Annotated in this window: 17 protein-coding genes; 10 read left to right on the forward strand and 7 right to left on the reverse strand. The window is 58.9% G+C overall.

Annotation, left to right across the window (positions count from 1 at the left end):
- Nucleotides 1-348 precede the first annotated feature (348 nt).
- On the forward strand, nt 349-483 hold the full coding sequence (locus tag ABOK31_RS26760; protein WP_349959804.1) for a hypothetical protein: 135 nt from the start codon (nt 349-351) through the stop codon (nt 481-483).
- A 33-nt stretch (nt 484-516) separates the two neighbouring features.
- Here ABOK31_RS26760 and ABOK31_RS26765 read toward each other — a convergent pair whose 3' ends face one another.
- Together ABOK31_RS26765 and ABOK31_RS26770 are read right to left on the reverse strand one after the other, a co-directional pair.
- Nucleotides 517-1719: an amidohydrolase family protein gene (locus ABOK31_RS26765; protein WP_349959806.1), complete on the reverse strand. Its 1203-nt coding sequence runs from the start codon at nt 1717-1719 to the stop codon at nt 517-519.
- A gap of 61 nt (nt 1720-1780) precedes the next feature.
- Nucleotides 1781-2494 carry a GntR family transcriptional regulator gene (locus ABOK31_RS26770; protein WP_349959808.1) on the reverse strand — a complete coding sequence of 238 codons (714 nt, stop codon included), beginning with the start codon at nt 2492-2494 and terminating at the stop codon, nt 1781-1783.
- A 267-nt stretch (nt 2495-2761) separates the two neighbouring features.
- Between ABOK31_RS26770 and ABOK31_RS26775 the strand changes: the two genes are divergently transcribed.
- The 6 genes from ABOK31_RS26775 (at nt 2762) to ABOK31_RS26800 (ending at nt 9125) form a co-directional block, all read left to right on the forward strand.
- The gene (locus tag ABOK31_RS26775; protein ID WP_349961323.1) at nt 2762-3850 is read left to right on the forward strand and encodes an ABC transporter ATP-binding protein; all 1089 of its coding nucleotides are present in this window, start codon (nt 2762-2764) and stop codon (nt 3848-3850) included.
- Between the two features lie 32 nt (nt 3851-3882).
- Complete coding sequence (locus ABOK31_RS26780; protein ID WP_174172980.1) at nt 3883-5181, forward strand: PotD/PotF family extracellular solute-binding protein; 1299 nt, start codon at nt 3883-3885, stop codon at nt 5179-5181.
- 66 nt (nt 5182-5247) lie between these two features.
- A complete protein-coding gene (locus ABOK31_RS26785; protein WP_349959809.1) occupies nt 5248-6159 on the forward strand; it encodes an ABC transporter permease in 912 nt (303 codons plus the stop codon).
- A 1-nt stretch (nt 6160) separates the two neighbouring features.
- Entirely contained in the window at nt 6161-6982 is an 822-nt protein-coding gene (locus ABOK31_RS26790; protein WP_349959810.1) for an ABC transporter permease, read from the forward strand.
- Nucleotides 6983-6986: 4 nt separating this feature from the next.
- Nucleotides 6987-7730 (forward strand): aspartate/glutamate racemase family protein, encoded by a 744-nt coding sequence (locus ABOK31_RS26795; RefSeq protein ID WP_174172977.1) that lies wholly within the window; start codon nt 6987-6989, stop codon nt 7728-7730.
- 108 nt (nt 7731-7838) lie between these two features.
- Nucleotides 7839-9125 (forward strand): DUF763 domain-containing protein, encoded by a 1287-nt coding sequence (locus ABOK31_RS26800; protein WP_349959811.1) that lies wholly within the window; start codon nt 7839-7841, stop codon nt 9123-9125.
- Between the two features lie 51 nt (nt 9126-9176).
- Here the strand turns inward: ABOK31_RS26800 and ABOK31_RS26805 are convergent, their stop codons facing one another.
- Both ABOK31_RS26805 and ABOK31_RS26810 read right to left on the reverse strand, forming a co-directional pair.
- On the reverse strand, nt 9177-11513 hold the full coding sequence (locus ABOK31_RS26805) for a glucose/quinate/shikimate family membrane-bound PQQ-dependent dehydrogenase (RefSeq protein WP_349959812.1): 2337 nt from the start codon (nt 11511-11513) through the stop codon (nt 9177-9179).
- Between the two features lie 13 nt (nt 11514-11526).
- Complete coding sequence (locus tag ABOK31_RS26810; RefSeq protein ID WP_349959813.1) at nt 11527-11745, reverse strand: hypothetical protein; 219 nt, start codon at nt 11743-11745, stop codon at nt 11527-11529.
- Between the two features lie 125 nt (nt 11746-11870).
- Between ABOK31_RS26810 and ABOK31_RS26815 the strand changes: the two genes are divergently transcribed.
- Nucleotides 11871-12059 (forward strand): hypothetical protein, encoded by a 189-nt coding sequence (locus ABOK31_RS26815; RefSeq protein ID WP_092705974.1) that lies wholly within the window; start codon nt 11871-11873, stop codon nt 12057-12059.
- A 23-nt stretch (nt 12060-12082) separates the two neighbouring features.
- Here the strand turns inward: ABOK31_RS26815 and ABOK31_RS26820 are convergent, their stop codons facing one another.
- From ABOK31_RS26820 to ABOK31_RS26830, 3 genes are all read right to left on the reverse strand, one after another.
- On the reverse strand, nt 12083-12811 hold the full coding sequence (locus ABOK31_RS26820; protein WP_349959814.1) for an alpha/beta hydrolase-fold protein: 729 nt from the start codon (nt 12809-12811) through the stop codon (nt 12083-12085).
- A complete protein-coding gene (locus ABOK31_RS26825; RefSeq protein ID WP_349959815.1) occupies nt 12808-13767 on the reverse strand; it encodes an acetylxylan esterase in 960 nt (319 codons plus the stop codon). Before ABOK31_RS26825 ends, ABOK31_RS26820 begins: the two co-directional genes overlap by 4 nt.
- A gap of 83 nt (nt 13768-13850) precedes the next feature.
- Nucleotides 13851-14510, reverse strand: coding sequence for a GNAT family N-acetyltransferase (locus tag ABOK31_RS26830; protein WP_349959816.1), 660 nt, complete (start codon nt 14508-14510; stop codon nt 13851-13853).
- A 441-nt stretch (nt 14511-14951) separates the two neighbouring features.
- Between ABOK31_RS26830 and ABOK31_RS26835 the strand changes: the two genes are divergently transcribed.
- Together ABOK31_RS26835 and ABOK31_RS26840 are read left to right on the forward strand one after the other, a co-directional pair.
- Nucleotides 14952-15257: a hypothetical protein gene (locus ABOK31_RS26835; protein WP_174172971.1), complete on the forward strand. Its 306-nt coding sequence runs from the start codon at nt 14952-14954 to the stop codon at nt 15255-15257.
- 373 nt (nt 15258-15630) lie between these two features.
- The gene (locus tag ABOK31_RS26840; RefSeq protein WP_349959817.1) at nt 15631-17421 is read left to right on the forward strand and encodes a GGDEF domain-containing protein; all 1791 of its coding nucleotides are present in this window, start codon (nt 15631-15633) and stop codon (nt 17419-17421) included.
- Nucleotides 17422-17472: the final 51 nt, after the last annotated feature.

The following is a 17472-nucleotide window of genomic DNA, read 5'->3' on the forward strand; positions in this document are numbered from 1 at the left end:
GCCCCGCACGGGCGAGGCTAAGCTTGTGCCACTCCGGGGAAATCGGAAGCGACGCGGCATTGTCTAGCGGTCGTCTTCTCTCCCGACTAGGTCAGTTTTGCCGATAGCGGTACGCTCAAGTAAAAAAGCTCTTCATTCGTGAAATGAGATTGGTTTGCGGGCTCTCTCTCACTAGCTGCAAAGATCGGAAGAAACTATCGTGCCGTGCAGCGTGTTCAGCTAGCGTTCATTTTCGCGCGGGCAAAAAGGCAATCACCGCAACGCCTTGCGGTCGTTGAGGCCCGGCTTCCATTGGTTTTCGAGCCTGGCTGCCGGGCCTCGCAGACATTGAAAAACTCGGATACCCACATGCGGCTGCTTCGCGCCTTCATCGATTGGATTCGCCGCAAACGGCGGCCGGAACAGGAAACGATCCAACTCTCCGCCGATGACCCGTGGGTTCTGCAGCAGATCGAAAAATTCGAGCGAGAGTTGAAGCGATAACAGACTTGCAGGCCCTTAGTTCTGCGCGCTTGGTCAGCGCCGCAGGACGACGCCATCTGCGGCAACGAGCTTGCCCGCCTTGTAGACCGCACGTCCTTTCGGCACAGCAACCACCGCTTCGGGAACGTGCTCTGCCTTCAGGGTGACGAAGTCGGCCTTTGTACCGATCTGCAAGCCGTAGCCCTCGAGGCGCAAAGCTTTGGCGCCGCTCTCGGTCACGACATCGAAGGCGACCTTCAATTCCTCGTCCGTATAGAAGCCGGACCGATAGCCGATCATCATCGCGCGGCTGAGCATATCGCCATCGCCATAGGGCCACCAGGAATCCCGAATATTGTCGCTGCCGCTGAAGACATTGACGCCGGCAGCTCGAAGCAGGGCAACCGGCGGGAAGGGGTGGGCACCCGGTGCGTTCGTCATGATGGAGACGCCGCTCTCAGCGATGAGCGCCGCAGCACGCGTTACCGCTTCGATCGAAAGATCGCCAAGTCCGTAGGCGTGGCTGATCGTGACGTGCCCGCCCATGGAAAGGTCACGCGTGCGGGCGCAGATCTGCTCGATGGTGAAAAGGCCGAGCGTTCCGCCTTCGTGAAGATGGATGTCGACATCGACGCCATGCTTCTCGGCGACTCCGAAAACCACGTCGAGGTGCTTTTCAATATCCCGGTCGAAGCTCGCCGGATCGAGCCCTCCGACGAGATTTGCGCCCATAGCGATCGCCTCGTTCAGAAGCTCGGGCGTACCAGGGCTCTTCAGGATGCCACTTTGCGGGAAAGCGACGAGCTGAATGTCGATCAAGCCGCGATATTCCTCGCGTACCGCAAGGATGGTTTCGAGCGATCTCAGCCCGACGGAGCCATCCACCATGACATGGCTGCGCATATGCGTGCTGCCATTGGCGATGCAGAGTTCAAGCTGGTTTCTGGCTCTTTCGTCCATCGGCGCAGCCTGCGCCATGTTCTGCGCCTGAAAGGCAACGCGTTCATGGACATTGAAGCCGCTGGTACATGGCTTGTGCGGGATCCATGCGTCTCCGTAGAAGCTTGTGTCGAGATGAATGTGTCCCTCGACGAAACCCGGCACCACAAGAACACCTTCGAGGTCTATTACCTCAGCGGCTGTGGCCGGCGCTTTGGTTTCTTCGATCGACACGATGCGGCCGCTCGTGACGCCAATGTCCTTGATCGAGCCATCGGCGAGCTTGGCCCGGGTAAAGAGGGTTTCGATCGTGCTCAATTTTTTCTCCTTGAATCAATGGCCATTGATCCGCGCGGGAACCGCCTAGATGGCGGATGTCTCACTGCTCGAATGCTTCTTTCAGGCCGAAGCTCTTGCGCTCCCGCAGGTCGAGATCGGCCTCGATATGCGCGATATGATGGAGCATCAGATCACAGGCAGTGTCGACATCCTTGCGCTCCAGCGCGGTGACGATGTCACCGTGCTCGGAATGGCCGCAACTGGAGGCGCTTGATTGTCCGTAGAGCGCGATCACCAGTGACGAGCGGGCAACGAGCTCTTCCATGAAGCGCTGCATGATAAGATTGCCTGATATCGACGCCAGCATCAGATGGAAGTCGCCCGAAGCCTTGATTTCAGCCCGGCGCGCGGATTGACCGCGCTCTCCCATCAAGCGGCCCTCTTCAATGAGAAGCTGTCGGAGATGCTTGAGCTGAGCCGCGGTGATATGTTCAGCCGCCGATTTCAATATGCCCGGCTCGACCAGGCGGCGTGCAGCGAATATCTGTCGGGCTTCCTCTGGCGATGGGTAGGCGACGAAAGCGCCCCGGTTTTTCTCGACGCTGACGAGTCCCTCATAAGAAAGAGCCTGCAGGGCGGCGCGCGCCAGAGTTCGGCTGACATTGAACAGACCGCCGACATCGCTCTCGGACAGTTTCGTGCCCGGCGCAAGCCGGCGCTCGACGATCGCGTCGCGAATAGCATCACGAATCTGCTGCGCGCCGCCGTCGGTAGAATCGCTGGGCGTCAAAAGCCCATCTGCTGAAGGATTCATGATCGTTTGCCTGAGTAATCGGCTACGATGATAGCCCGGTTTCGCGCCGAAGTTAAACGAAATCTGATGCAAAGATTACGCTAAAGTGTATACAATAATTTGCATAAATCGAGCACAATAGCCTATTTCCTGTGCAAATTCATAATTGCCGTTCAGGAGGCAAAATTTCTCCGCCGCTGGAAAATATAGAAATTCCAGCCGGTTAGTGCGCCACAGCAAAACTGGCACGATTGATGCAGTGTCTTTCCCAAACCAAAGGGGAAGATGATGTCGAAAGCGGCAGAGATCGATATAGTGTCCGTTTCGAAGGTCTACGGCACGACCACGGCTGTCCATGCGATCAGCCTCAAGATACCAGCAGGCTCCTACTGCTGTTTCCTTGGCCCCTCCGGTTGCGGCAAGACCTCGACTTTGCGCATGATCGCCGGTCACGAGGGTATCTCCTCCGGCGACATCAGGCTCGGAAATACCGTCGTCACGGATTTCCCGCCCGCTAGGCGCGGCACGGCGATGATGTTCCAATCCTATGCGCTGTTTCCCCATCTCGACCTTATCGACAACGTCGCCTTCAGCTTGAAGATGAAGGGTATCGACAAGGACGAGCGCCGCGCCAAGGCGCTCGACATGCTGAAGCTGATGCAGATGGAACCCTATGCCACCCGACGCCCTGCCCAGCTTTCAGGCGGCCAGCAGCAGCGTGTTGCGCTTGCGCGCGCCCTTATCACCGATCCGGAAGCACTGCTGCTCGACGAGCCGCTGTCGGCGCTCGATCCTTTCCTGAAGATCCGCATGCGCGCCGAATTGAAGAAGCTGCAGAAGTCCCTCGGCATTACTTTCGTCCATGTCACGCACAGCCAGGAAGAGGCAATGGCGCTCGCCGACATCATGGTCATCATGAATGACGGCCGGATCGAGCAGGCAGGTTCGCCGCGGGAGGTTTTTGAACGCCCCGCGACAGCCTTCGTCGCCCGCTTCATGGGTGACCATAACGTCTTGTCGGGCCGGGTGACGTCGAGCGAGGGCGGCGTGATCACCATGTCCGTGCTGGAAGGGCAGGATTTTTCAGTCAAGGGGACAAGCCGCCAAGTCGGAGAGCTCGCCGATATCGCCGTGCGGACCGATCGTGTCCGGCTGTCGCAGTCAGACGACAAGGGCCTCGGCTTCAACGGTGTGGTCTCCAACATCGAATATCGCGGCGCGACGCTGAAGATCACCGTCATTGGTGCCGGCAGCGATGATTTCACCGTGATCGCAAGCAACGACGATGACGCCGCCAGAGCCATGGCTGTCGGCGACACTGTCTCGCTGAGTTGGGCTCAGGAGGATGCAATCCTTCTTGGCCGTATGTCCGCATGAAAAATCTCAAGCATCAAAAAAGGGGAACTGACATGACCACTGAAACGAAGACTACCAAGACGACAAAAGGCATTTCCCGCCGCTCGCTGCTGAAGACCGGTGCCGCCGCTCTCGGCGCCATGGCGGGCTCCGGTGTCATCACCGGCTTTCCGACCATCTGGGCCAAATCCAACATCACGCTGCGCCAGTTTGGTACCGGCGTTTCGAACATCAATGCGATCGCGGAGAAATGCAAAGCCGATCTCGGCATCACGCTCGAGATGACGGCGATGGATTCCGATGCCGCCGCGCAGCGCGCGGTCACGCAGCCGAACAGCTACGACATCGCCGACGTCGAATACTGGATCGCCAAGAAGGTCTTCCCGACCGGCGTCTTGCAGCCGATGGACGTCAAGAAGCTGAAATATTACGACAAGATCGTGCCGCTCTTCATCACCGGCAAGCTGAAGCCCGACAGCGTCATTGCGCAGGGCACCGCGCCGCATACGGTCGGCTTCGTCGAGGGGCAGGAGTCCCGCAAGTTCGCCAAGGAACCGACACAGTGGATGACGATGGTTCCGACCATCTATAATGCCGACACCCTCGGCATCCGCCCCGATCTCACCGGCCGTCCGATCACCAGCTGGGCTGACATTCTCGATCCGGCCTTCAAGGGCAAGACGGCGATCCTCAACATCCCGTCGATCGGCATCATGGATGCCGCGATGATCATGGAAGCCGCCGGCAAGATCAAATATGCCGACAAGGGCAACATGACCAAGGCGGAAATCGACAAGACGATCGAGTTCCTGATCAAGACCAAGGGCGATGGCCAGTTCCGTGCCTTCTGGAAATCCTTCGACGAAAGCGTCAACCTGATGGCGTCGGGCGAGGTGGTCATCCAGTCCATGTGGTCGCCGGCGGTTGCCGCCGTCCGCTCCAAGGGGATTGCCTGCACCTTCCAGCCGCTCAAGGAAGGCTATCGCGCCTGGGGCGGCGGCCTTGGTCTCGCCTCGCACCTCAAGGGTGCCGAACTCGACGCCGCCTACGAGTACATCAACTGGTACACCTCGGGCTGGGTCGGCGGCTACCTCAACCGCCAGGGCTATTATTCCGCCTGCATGGAAACGGCCAAGCAGTTCATGTCGGCCGACGAATGGGGCTACTGGATCGAAGGCAAGCCGGCACAGGGCGACATCCTCTCTCCCGAAGGCAAGGTCATGGAGAAGGCCGGCGCCGTTCGCGATGGCGGCTCCTTCGAAGCCCGCATGGGTGCCGTCGCCTGCTGGAACTCGGTAATGGACGAAGACCGCTACATGGTTCGCCGCTGGAACGAATTCATCGCGGCCTAAGCCGATATGTTCATATCGCCTCTCCCGCCAATGCGGGGGAGGCATCCCCAAACGGAGAGCCGAACCATGGCGACGATCGCTTCCTCGCAGACAGTAGAGGCAACACCGAAAACCGGACGCGGATTTGGCATTCCTGCCTGGGCAGTCGCCTATCTGCAGGCCACGCCGCTGTTCCTCATCCTCGGCTTCTTCTTCCTGCTGCCGATTGCCATGATCGGTATCGTCAGCTTCTGGGATTATGATTTCGCCAACATCTATCCTGCCTTTCTCACCACCAACTATACCGACACGCTCGGTTCATGGGTGACGTGGAAGACCTACCTCAACACACTGAAATTCACCGCCATCGTCTGGGCGCTGACACTATTCATCGGTTTCTGGGTCGCTTATTTCCTCGCCTTTCACATCAGGCGCACGTCGACGCAGATGATCCTTTTCCTCGTCTGCACCGTGCCGTTCATGACGTCCAACATCATCCGCATGATCTCGTGGATTCCGGTGCTCGGACGCAACGGGTTGGTCAATTCCGCCTTGATCGATATGGGGCTCATCCCGCAGCCGATCGAGTGGCTGCTCTATTCCGATTTCGCCGTCGTGCTCGCCATGGTGCATCTCTACACGCTCTTCATGGTGACGCCGATCTTCAACACGCTGATGCGCATCGACCGCTCTCTGTTCGAAGCGGCGCGCGATGCCGGCGCCAGCGGCTGGCAGGTGCTATGGAATGTGGTGATCCCGCTTGCCAAGCCGGGAATGGCGATCGGCAGCATCTTCGTCATCACGCTCGTCATGGCCGATTTTTCCACCGTGCAGGTCATGTCCGGCGGCCAGAGCGCGTCGATCGCGCTGATGATGAAGAACCAGATGTCGCTGCTGCAATATCCGGCCGCCGCTGCCAATGCGGTCGTGCTGCTCGTCGTGGTGCTGCTGATGGTCGCCGCGATCCTGCGCATCGTCGATATCCGCAAGGAGCTTTAGGATGAACCGCGAAAAGCGCAGCCTGGAATTCTATATTCTGGCGATCTTCTTCACGATTTTCGTGCTGTTCCTCTATGGCCCGCTCTCGGCAGTCATCATCCTGTCTTTCCAGGGGCCGGACGGCGGCCTGACCTTCCCGTTGAATGGCGTCTCGCTGCATTGGTTCGCCAATCTGTTCGAGAAGCAGGCCGTCGGCGATTTTGGCGCCTCGTTCCAGCGATCCTTGATCCTCGGCGTGATGGTCATGATCGTGACCGTCGTCGTCTCGCTGCTGGCTGGCCTTGCCTTTCGCCGTCGCTTTCGCGGTTCGACATTTCTATTCTACGCGACCGTCGCCAGTCTCGTCGTCCCATCCATCATCATTTCGCTCGGGATCGGCGTCGTCTTCCAGCAGGGCGGCATTGCGCCGGCCTGGTATTCGTCTGCGTTCGGCGCGCATCTGACCTGGACCTTGCCCTTCGGCGTGTTGATCATGTTTGCCGTCTTCAACCGGTTTTCGCCGGCCTATGAGGAAGCCGCCCGTGATCTCGGCGCCAGCTCCTGGCAAACCTTCCGCCATGTCTTGCTGCCGATGATCGCGCCGAGCCTGATCGGCGTCGGCCTCTTCGGCTTCACGCTGTCCTATGACGAGTTCGCCCGCACCCTGATGACGTCGGGCACCTACAACACCCTGCCGCTCGAAATCTACGGCATGACGACGAATGTCACGACGCCGGTGCTTTACGCACTCGGAACCGTGACGACACTCTTCTCCTTCACCATCATCCTCCTGGCGCTTGCAGTCATGACCATGCTCGGCCGCCGCCAAGCCAAGAAAAGTTGAGATCATGCGCCTACTGCTCATCAATCCCAATACGACCGCTTCCATGACGGAGAAGGCGGCGGTCGCCGCACGTGCGGTGGCAAGCCCGGGCACCGAGATCATCGCCGCCACCTCGCAGATGGGGCCGGCTTCGATCGAGGGCTATTACGATGGAGCGATAGCTGTGCCCGGCATGCTGCGCGAACTTAAGGAGAGGCAGGCTGGTGGCTATGACGCGGCGATCATCTGCTGCTTCGACGATACCGGTCTGGAAGCAGCGCGCATGTTTTGCGATGTGCCCGTTGTCGGTCTATGTGAAGCGGCCGTCGCAACGGCCGGCTTCCTGGCGCAGCGCTTCAGCGTGGTGACGACGCTCGAACGCTCGCGCATCCTGATTGACAACCTCGTCCGGCGCTATGGCATGGGTAGCCGCGCCAAGGTGCGCGCGTCGGATATTCCCGTTCTCGAGCTCGAGGATTCGTCGTCCGGTGCGATCGGAAAACTGCGGGCGGAAATCGAGCGCGCGCTTGCCGAAGACGGGGCGGAAGCTATCGTGCTTGGCTGTGCTGGCATGACGGATCTCGCAAGAAAGCTGCAATCGATCTACGGCGTTCCGGTCGTGGATGGTGTCGCCGCAGCGGTCAAGCAGGCCGAAGCTTTGGTGTCCTTGGGCTTATCCACCAGCAAGCGCAGCTCCTATGCCTCCCCATTGCCAAAGCCTTTTTCGGGGGCAATGCAGGATTTTGCGCCGATCGCGGTGCCGGTTTAACTTCATCACGCTCCAATATTTGCAGCCTCGGCGGATCGCTCTGCCTCCCGGATGGCGCATCTCGACGGTGGGGACTACAATAGCCCGCAAAGAACGAGAGTCGTCGATTTGGCACAGAGAGCTGGCAAAGCTGACCTTCCCCTGCATGGCGGCCGCGTACCGCGCTGGCTCGGAGATCGAATGACGCGCCTGGGTGCCGTCATCACCGAGGCGATCGTGCAGCATTATGGGCGTGACGAGCTGTTTCGTCGTCTCGCAAATCCTTTCTGGTTCCAGTCCTTCGGTACCGTCATGGGTATGGATTGGCATTCCTCGGGGATCACGACAAGCGTGCTTGGTGCCCTGAAGCGCGGTCTGACACCGCTTTCCGGCGAACTCGGCATCCATGTCTGCGGCGGACGCGGCGCGCAATCGCGCAAGACGCCCGCGGAACTGCTTAGCATCGGCGATCGCATCGGCATTGATGGCGCATCGCTTGCCACAAAAAGCCGACTGATCGCGAAGGTAGACAGCGCCGCGGTCCAGGATGGTTTCGACCTCTATCTGCATGGCTTCATCGTCGCCGATGACGGCAAGTGGGTCGTCATCCAGCAGGGTATGAACGATGAACGGCGACAGGCGCGGCGATATCACTGGCTATCGGAGGGCTTGACGAACTTCCTGGATTCGCCCCACACAGCCATCGAGGGGCGTGACCAAGGCGAAATTATCAATCTTGCCGATCGACGCGCCGGCCGTTCCCGCAACGGTCAACTGGATTTGCTTGCCTCCTTAGGGCCAGATAAAATCATTCGTGAATTCAATATACTGGAAGGGAAAGCTCCAGTGATCGGCAAACAAGAAGCGCAGCCGATGCTGCCATATCTCGTCATGCCGGCACATCACGATGTGCGCCAGGAAGACGTGAACATGCGGCGCCTGCATGGAAATCTCGCTGCGGCTGCCGATCGCGGTCCGGTAGATTTCGAGGATCTGCTTCTGACGCCCGGCGTCGGCGCTAGAACGGTAAAGGCTTTGGCGATGGTCGCCGAAGTCGTCCACGGCGCACCCTGCCGCTTCTCCGACCCGGCGCGCTTCTCGCTCGCCCACGGCGGCAAGGACCGGCATCCCTTTCCCGTGCCGCTGAAGGTCTATGACGAGACGATCAACGTGATGAAATCGGCCGTCAGGAAGGGGCGCCTCGGCCGGGATGAGGAATTATCAGCGCTGAAGCGGCTGGATGACCAATCGAGAATGCTGGAGCGATACGTCACAGGTCCTGACCTCAAAGAGATCGTTGCCGGCGAATTCGACAGATCCTTTTCCTATGGCGGACGCAGCGTCTTTGGCTGGGAACCTCCACCAGATTCCGGGAATGACACCGCCGAGGGCGATCTCTGCCCCTCGAAGAGTTAAGCCGAGGCCGCGGCGGAAGGGAGCGGCTTGCCCGGCCGCTCCATCACCAATTCATGGCAGGGTATAACCGATCACATAGTCGCCCGGCTTCGTTCCGACCGAGCCATGCCCTCCGGCCACCATGACGACATATTGCTTGTTGTCTCCGGCGGTATAGGTCATCGGCGTTGCCTGACCACCCGCCGGCAGACGCGCCTGCCAGAGCTGTTTGCCGGACGTCACGTCATAGGCCCTGAGATAATCGTCCACGGCCGCACCCAGGAAAGCAACGCCGCCCTTGGTGACGATCGGCCCGCCAATACCGGGAACGCCGACCTTGAAGGGAAGGGGCAGCGGCGTCATGTCATGAACAGTGCCGTTCTTGTGCTTGTAGGCGATCTTGCCGGTCTTCAGGTCCACACCGGCGACATAGCCCCAAGGCGGTGCCTGGCAGGGAATGCCGAGCGGACTGACGAACGGACCCATATAGACGCCGTAAGGTGAGCCCTCATTTCGGTTCAGACCCTGTTCGCTGCCCTTGTCGCCGGCTCCCTTCGGTGGGATCTCGGCGCGGGGCACCAGTCGAGAGGTGAAGGCGAGATAGGTCGGCATTCCGAACATAATCTGCCGTTCGGGATCGACGGCGACGCTGCCCCAGTTGAAGGTGCCGAAATTGCCGGGAAAGATGATTGAGCCCTGCAACGAAGGCGGTGTGTAGCGACCTTCATACTGATGCCGATGGAAGGCGATGCGGCAGGCGAGCTGATCGAACAGCGAGACGCCCCACATATCCTTCTCCTGCAACGGCGGCGGCGAGAATGTCAGATCGGAGATCGGCTGCGTCGGCGAAGCATGATCCTCGGGAATGGTGCCGCCAGGCGCCGGTATTTCCTTGAAGGGAATGATCGGCGCGCCGGTGCGGCGATCGAGCACATAGATGTCGCCCTGCTTGGTCGAGGCGACCAGCGCGGGGACCGTGCTGCCGTCGGCCTTCGTCAGATCGACGAGCACGGGTTGGGCCGGGACGTCCATATCCCAGAGATCGTGATGGACGAATTGCTGCACCCATTTGAGCTGCCCGGTATTGATGTCGAGTGCGACCACCGAGGAGGAGAAGCGTTCGACATTGGCGCTGCGGCCCATGCCGAGCTGATCAGGCGTCTGGTTGCCAAGCGGAACATAGACCATGCCCAGCGCCTCGTCGGCGCTGGAAACCGACCAGCTGTTCGGTGAGTTGGTCGTATAGGTCTGGCCGGCGGGCAGCGGCGTCGTCTGATCCGGATTGCCAGAATCCCAGTTCCAGAGCAGAGCGCCGGTCCGCGCATCGAAGGCACGGATGACGCCGGACTGTTCCTGGGTGGAGTAGTTATCGTTGACCGCGCCGCCGATGATGATCTTGTCGGCGACGATAACGGGCGGCGACGTCGAATAATAATAGCCGGCCGGATTGTATTTCATGCCGGTTTCAAGATGCAGGATGCCTTGATCAGCAAAGCTCGGGCAAACCTTGCCATTGGCAGCATCAAGCGCGATCAGTCTGGCATCCGAGGTCGGCAAATAGACGCGGTCAGCGCAAGGCGCTCCGGCGGCAACTGCTTTGTCATGGTAATAGGAGACGCCGCGGCAAGTCTGATGCTGACGGTTGGGATTCATCCCGGCATTGGCGTCGTAGCGCCATTTTTCCTTGCCGTCCGTCGCACCGATGGCGATCGCCAGACTATGGGGCGTGCAGATAAACAGCGTGTCGCCGATTTTGAGCGGCGTGACCTGATAGGTCGTCTCGCCGATGTCGTCGGGGCGTTTCACGTCGCCAGTCTGATAGCGCCAAGCCTCCTTAAGGGTCGCGACATTCTGCGTGTTGATCTGATCTAGAGGCGAATAGCGCTGACCAAACGAGGTTCGGCCATACTGATGCCATTCACCATCGGGCACCTCGCCACCCATCGGGGCATTCGCAGCCATCGTCGTCGGCAGATCGCCGGAGAGATCGTGTGGATCTGTTGTCATCGAATAGACGGCAACGAGGATGGCGACGATCAAGGGAATCGCGAGCGGCCAGGGATTGGCTCCGTAGTGAACGCCGTCCAGACTGCGAAAGCCCAGCGGGCGCCGGACCCATGGGGTCAATAGCCAGAGACCGATCAGAATGATCATGCCACCGCGCGGACCGAGCTGCCACCAATCGAAACCGACCTCCCATACGGCCCATCCAAGTGCTGCCAGCACGAAAATCGCATAGAGCCAGAGTGCGGCCGCTTTGCGCATAGAGAGCAGGATCGCCGTCACGAGGAAGGCGATACCGGCCAGAAGATAAAAGGGACTTCCACCAAGCTGTACAAGCCAAAGGCCGCCGCCGCCGAGCGCCAGACCGATGAGTGCGAGGATGATCGATGTGATGACGATGGCCATGATCTGCTCCAGTCTATCCGCCGATTGGACAGTGATTGATCGAAGGCATGCGAACCCGGCCGAGATCCTTTCGGACCTCAACGTCGAGCTTTAAGTCTAAATCGATATCAGTTGCTGCGCCGGCAACGAGAACAGCCTTGCCCAGGGCGATTTGGATCGACACATCAAGCCCCCCAATCAAATCAGAGATTGAACGCCAGGATTGCAAGAATGTTCCAATCCGGTCAGCCATTCAAGTTCGATGCCGTGGCGCCCGATTTGATTAACGGACGTAGTTAATTTTTTAACAATTTTTCGGAATACTAATGGAACAGATATTGGAATCAAGGGTTTCCGTGCAGAGCCGGAGGACTAGCAATGAACATGAAGATCGTTACTGCCCAGTCGGAAGTCGAAACGGACGACACCGGAACCTATCCGGATGGCATGATGGAGCGTATTCTGGTCGAATTTTCCGCAAGCTCCGAGCGGCAACATCGCAAATCTCACGAGCGTGATTACGGCGCGCACAAGGCGCTTCGGCCGATACCGGCCGGGCTGGCTTGAAGGGTCGAAAACTTACTTTTTCGTCAGATATAGAGCGGCGCCATTCGGCGCCACGCGCCTGCGCGGTGAGCGCGTCCGTCCCACACATGCAGCCGATGATCGATCCGCTTGTCGGCGAGCAGCCGGCTAAGGTGGCGATTATTGTCGAAGAAGGGATCGGCGTCTCCGATCGTCATGACGATATCGATCTGGCGCAACCTGTCCAAGCGCCACTCGCAGGCAAGTCCCGGCAGAAAATGAGTCGGGGTGTGAAAGTAGATATCATCGTCGTAATAGCCGTCGAATAGATCCGTGAAGGATTCGACCTTCATCGTCAGGTCGTAACGGCCGGAAAAAGCGACCAGCTTGCGGAAGAGGTGAGGGTGGCGGAAAACCAGGCTTGCGGCCTGGAAGGCGCCGAGGCTGCAGCCGTGAACGATGGTGCACTCATGCCCGTTCTTCTGCTCCATCAGCGGCAGGACTTCGTTGAGAATATATTCCTCGAAAGCATTGTGCCTGCGAATGCGCTCGGCCGGATGGCGATGGGAGCCATAGAAGGTTTCCGTTGCCAGTCCCTCGATGCAGTAGAGCTGAAGCTGTCCGGCATTCAGCTTGTCCGCGAGGCTGGCGACGATGCCGACCTGCTCATATTCCCAGAAGCGACCGTCACGCGTGGGAAATACCAATACCTTGGCGCCGGCATGGCCGAACACCAGCAATTCCATGTCGCGATGCAGCCGAGGGCTGTACCAGCACAGGTATTCGCGGTTCATAGCACCTTGAAGAATTGCCCGACTTTCTCTCGCAGAATTGCGTTCTGCTGTTCGCTACCAGCATAGTCGAAGTGGCCGGCATCCAGGATGAAGGTTTCGTTAAATTTCTGTAGCGCATTTGCGACAGAGAACTGACAAGGTGGTGCGACGGCGGGATCGAATAGCGCGGGTGCGACGAGCATGGGCACAGTGATGCGCTGCGCTGCGATCGCAGCATCGAAGAACCGTAGCGTCTCCAGAACGCTACCGCGCTTTTCCTGATAGGCCTGAACCGATTGAGCGCTGCCGACGGTCGGCAGCGTCAGCCATAGCTGCCGGTGACCGAAAGTCGGGACGATGAGGTGGCCACGCCTGATGCGCGCATCGAAAGGAATGGCCAGCGCGCCGATGCCGCCGCCGAAACTGATGCCGCTATAGCCGATATGGCCGGCAAGCCAGGGATAGAGGGTTTCCAAAGTCGAGACGGCGAGCCAAATATCTTCGACGCAGCCACCGATGACATAGGTCTCGCGGCTCTCAATGCCGCAAAGAACGTGGCCCGATGCATCCGGCGGGATTTTCGGGCTGGCGCTGAGGGAGAGCCCGCGGCAACAGGGAAAAAGGATTGCTGTCTCTTCTACCGGCCACTCGAATTCCGGCTGATCTCTCCCGCCATATCCGTGTCCGACGACCAGGCCGCGCCGCACCTGTCCGCCGCGAGGAATGAGCAGCCAGCCATTGATCTGAAACGACCCCGTCGACACGTAGCTGATATCGAAAACGTGCCATTTGTCATGGCGAAGCTTGCTGTGGCGAAGCTTGGGTTGCGGGTCAATGGCAAGGGCGGCCCTGTAGCGCTGCTGCCAGAAGTCATCGAAGCCCGCCGGGGCCTCCGGTGTCTCTATCGCCTGCAATTGCGCAAGCTGCATGCCATAGGTCGGATCGAAGTCGAAGGGGTGGGATGTCGGTATGCTCATGGCAAGTTCTTCGCGTGAAAGCACGGCTAAAGCAAGAAGCAAGATTGCCGATCCGCAGGCTTTCGTCGCGGCTTACTCCCTGTTCATGCATGGATTTCTTGTTTGGGGCGATCGATGCGGTAGAGTACGTGTGGCCGCAGAATATTGCCTGGCGACACGGTGATATCATCGAAATCGCCACCGTCGACCTGGATCATGCCGATCGCCTCCATCGCGCGGCGGGAGGGAATGTTGATTGCTGAGGTATAACCGATCACGCAGTCAGCCCGCAGCTCTTGCCACGCGAAGTCCAGGCAGCGTCGGCTGATTTCCGACGCATAGCCCTTTCGCCAATAGGTACGCCCCAGAATCCAACCGATCTCCAATGGAAAGTCGCCCGGAACTTCCGGCCCTGGTCGTGAAAGGCCCGCGCCGCCAATCAGCGCGCCATCGGCTTTCCGCTCGACGGCCAGGAAGCCGAAGCCTTCCTTGGCGAACTGCTCGTTGGCTTCATCGATCAGTTCATCCGTCTCAGCCGCCGTGAGCAGGCTCGGATAGTAATATTGCCGAACCTGCGCATCCGCATTTACGGCGGCAAAAGGAGCTCGGTCACTATCCCGCCAGGGCCTGAGAACGAGCCGGGAGGTTTCCAGAATAAGCATCGCGCTCCTTGGGATGAACGGACTGATCTTGATGGCGCAAGGGCGCGCAATCTCTCGCGAGGTCAGCAGGCTGCGCCACATCTCCATCCATGAATTCGTCATGAAAGTCCATCATTGCCGGCTGATATCGGTCTCTGTGATTTCTGCCGCACAGCACAAAAAGATGACGCAAATAGACTGGATTTGTTGCGAACTGCTGTCGCTTCCTTGCCTTCGTTGAGGTATAGTGAAGATATGATCAGGGTCCTAACGATATTTGCGGGAATTTCGGTTGCAGGTTCCGCAATGGCAGGGCAAAGTCAAATCGCTCAAAGCACCTACAAGGTGCAGGATTGTTCGAGTGCGGTGGATCAGGTTCTGTCAACGACGAAAGGACGCCTCCTATCCGTCAGGCCACGCGAGAATCGTTGTATCGTGACCGTGATCGTTCCACATGGCGAGCAACGGCCGGAAAAGGTCGTGGTTCGTGTCGACTATAGCAATACTGACAACAGCCAGGAAAATGGCCAATAGCCGCAAGCGGTGAAAGGGACCGCGTGAGAAATGGGCGAAGTCATCCAGTTTCGGCCCGCAACGAGATACGGCAAGCACCCTGATGCGCAGGCGCGCATGGAAGGGGAGCTGCAGCTTCCCTTTGCAACGGCGGATCACCCCATCCGAAAGACCGTCCGCGCGAACCAGCCGGATACGTCGGCTGCGGCCAAATCGAAAATTGGGCTTCCGATTAGCGGTATCGTGATCGTAGTCGGCTCCATCCTAGTCTATGCACTGGTGATATCCCATGTCGTCGGCCAGCCGCATTATTCGGCACGTGCCAACCTGATGCCTTCCATTTTCCTGCAAAACTAAACTCGCTCGGCAGAGACTGCCTGGTGAAGCAGGCTCGACTTGATTCGCCGGCGTAACTTGAGTTTTCAAGAACAAATCCGCTATCGAACGATTACGATACCCGCTGCGAAATCATTTTCGGCACTATTCTTTCCTATCGCATGCGCGGAGCATGATGTGGGCAACCAGCCTCACTATAATTCCACAGCTCAAGATGGACAAAACTGTCACCCCACGCGCGGCAGGCTCCCGTGTGGAAGACCGCCATGTCAGGCCGACTGTTTCCGATATGCGGACTTAAAGAATATGAGAAAGATTTAAGCCTGTTCGTTAAGTGAAGATTCCATCAAATCTGGTGTAATCCCCAATAGACGGTGACTTTGGAGAGCATTTGTTGTCGCGGCTTAAAATTCAACAGCTGCAATGGATCGGCGCGGTGGCTGTTATCATGGTTTGTTTGATGATGGCTGGCTCGACGATCGCCTTCAGCCTGTCGGATTATGTCAACTACAAGCGCGGTGTAATGGAATTCGGCCGCTTTCATACGGCACTGCATGCGGCAGCGACGATATCGAGAGAACGTGGCCCTGCAAATAGTCTCATGGGCGCCGCGCAGGGCGAGCAAGCACAATTCGCCGCCGCTCTGAAAGCAAGCCGCGAAGCAACCGACAAGGATATCGCCAACCTCGAAGCGCTCTTTAAAACGGAAATAGACCAGTCCGCGGAAATGCGCAGCGCATTCATGGCGCTTAAGGCTCAATTGGAGAGCGGCCGTCAGGTGGTCGATGCGGTGGCCGCCTTGCCACGCAGCGAGCGCAGCGGCGCAAAGATCGCAGACGCCATACAGGCGATGTTCCGTGCAGCGGATCGCGCCCAGGACTATCGGGATGTCGCCGGCCGATCGATCATCGCATTGGCGCCCGAGACAGGCGCCGAAGTCATGCTGACTTCGATGGCCGGAACACTTAGGGAGCGCGCCGGACGGCTGGGGTCCTATGTCGTCATGATGCTGGCCTCCCAGGGGCAGGCCCGTTCCCACTATAGGGCTGCGTTCGACAACGAATTGAATCGGCTTTTCGAAGTGAATGCGCTGCTGAAGACCTATGCGCCCGTTACATTGCAATCCCAGGCCCTGGCAAGGCTGTTGGACCAGGTGACGGTAAGCTACTTTGCCGGAGCGCTGCCTTACGCTCAGCGCGTCGCCTTTGATCTGAATGCGAGCGATGCGCTCACACCTGGCGAGTTCACGGCGAAATACGTGCCTGGAATGAAATCGACCGAGAACCTGCGAGAACTCATCGAAACCGCGGCATTGAACTCCCTTGACGAAGTGCAGCAGAAATCCCTGAGAGCCATGCTGACCTCGGCGCTGCTTGCCGGCATGGCGATATCGGTCATGATTGGATTGGCCTACGTTCTCAGGCGCTCGCTTTTCCGGCCGATGTTTGCCGTCATGCGGCAGATCGATGAGATTGCCGTCGGCAATCTCGCGACGCCAGCGCCGATACCGCACGCCGGACGTGAAATGCGAGAGCTGTTCCTGCGTCTTGACCTTCTGCGCGAGCAGCAGCGCTTCAAGCGGCGCCTGGAAATAGAGCGCAAATCAATGACGGAGGAGCTCAGACGTCTCTCACAGACCGATGCGCTCACCGGCCTTCTCAATCGGCGCGCGCTGGAGGATGCGGTGGAGGAGCTGCTTGCAGCTCCGACAACGGGTTCCCGCGGCTTCGCAATCATCATGCTCGATATCGACCATTTCAAATCGATCAATGATCGGTACGGTCACGCTGTCGGCGACATGGCGCTGCAAAGAACGGCCCAGATTCTAGGCCCGTGTCTGCGTGCCGCCGACCTATTTGCCCGCTATGGCGGTGAGGAATTCATCGTCGTAATGGGCGACGTTACCGAGGCGTCGGCACGTTCCATGGCGGAGCGATTGCGGCAAACCTTGGCACAAGCCGTGGTCAACGATGAGCATGGCCTGAAGGTGACGGCGAGCTTCGGCGTCGGCTGGCAGGCGCAATGCGTGTTCGAAAATTGGGAAAAGCTGGCCGTCGTCGCAGACAGCCGGCTTTATCAGGCCAAGCGCAACGGGCGCAATTTGGTCTGCTCGTCCGACAATGCGACTGGACGGACGGCAATCTCCGCCTCGAGACGTGGCCAGGGCGGCGCAAGCGCGGCCTGACACACTTCGCTATGGCCGAGACATTCGAACCTGCCTGTCGGAAACTCACGG

It is taken from the genome of Rhizobium sp. ZPR4 (assembly GCF_040215725.1).
In the GTDB taxonomy this organism is placed as follows: Bacteria; Pseudomonadota; Alphaproteobacteria; order Rhizobiales; family Rhizobiaceae; genus Rhizobium; species Rhizobium rhizogenes_D.

Excerpts from the sequence above, each read along its gene's own strand:
- ABOK31_RS26760 (WP_349959804.1), top strand. The coding sequence starts at position 349 with ATGCGGCTGCTTCGCGCCTTCATCGATTGGATTCGCCGCAAACGGCGG.
- ABOK31_RS26770 (WP_349959808.1), bottom strand. The coding sequence starts at position 2,494 with ATGAATCCTTCAGCAGATGGGCTTTTGACGCCCAGCGATTCTACCGAC.
- ABOK31_RS26775 (WP_349961323.1), top strand. The coding sequence starts at position 2,762 with ATGTCGAAAGCGGCAGAGATCGATATAGTGTCCGTTTCGAAGGTCTAC.
- ABOK31_RS26780 (WP_174172980.1), top strand. The coding sequence starts at position 3,883 with ATGACCACTGAAACGAAGACTACCAAGACGACAAAAGGCATTTCCCGC.
- ABOK31_RS26785 (WP_349959809.1), top strand. The coding sequence starts at position 5,248 with ATGGCGACGATCGCTTCCTCGCAGACAGTAGAGGCAACACCGAAAACC.
- ABOK31_RS26790 (WP_349959810.1), top strand. The coding sequence starts at position 6,161 with ATGAACCGCGAAAAGCGCAGCCTGGAATTCTATATTCTGGCGATCTTC.
- ABOK31_RS26795 (WP_174172977.1), top strand. The coding sequence starts at position 6,987 with ATGCGCCTACTGCTCATCAATCCCAATACGACCGCTTCCATGACGGAG.
- ABOK31_RS26805 (WP_349959812.1), bottom strand. The coding sequence starts at position 11,513 with ATGGCCATCGTCATCACATCGATCATCCTCGCACTCATCGGTCTGGCG.
- ABOK31_RS26810 (WP_349959813.1), bottom strand. The coding sequence starts at position 11,745 with ATGGCTGACCGGATTGGAACATTCTTGCAATCCTGGCGTTCAATCTCT.
- ABOK31_RS26815 (WP_092705974.1), top strand. The coding sequence starts at position 11,871 with ATGAACATGAAGATCGTTACTGCCCAGTCGGAAGTCGAAACGGACGAC.
- ABOK31_RS26820 (WP_349959814.1), bottom strand. The coding sequence starts at position 12,811 with ATGAACCGCGAATACCTGTGCTGGTACAGCCCTCGGCTGCATCGCGAC.
- ABOK31_RS26825 (WP_349959815.1), bottom strand. The coding sequence starts at position 13,767 with ATGAGCATACCGACATCCCACCCCTTCGACTTCGATCCGACCTATGGC.
- ABOK31_RS26830 (WP_349959816.1), bottom strand. The coding sequence starts at position 14,510 with ATGACGAATTCATGGATGGAGATGTGGCGCAGCCTGCTGACCTCGCGA.
- ABOK31_RS26835 (WP_174172971.1), top strand. The coding sequence starts at position 14,952 with ATGGGCGAAGTCATCCAGTTTCGGCCCGCAACGAGATACGGCAAGCAC.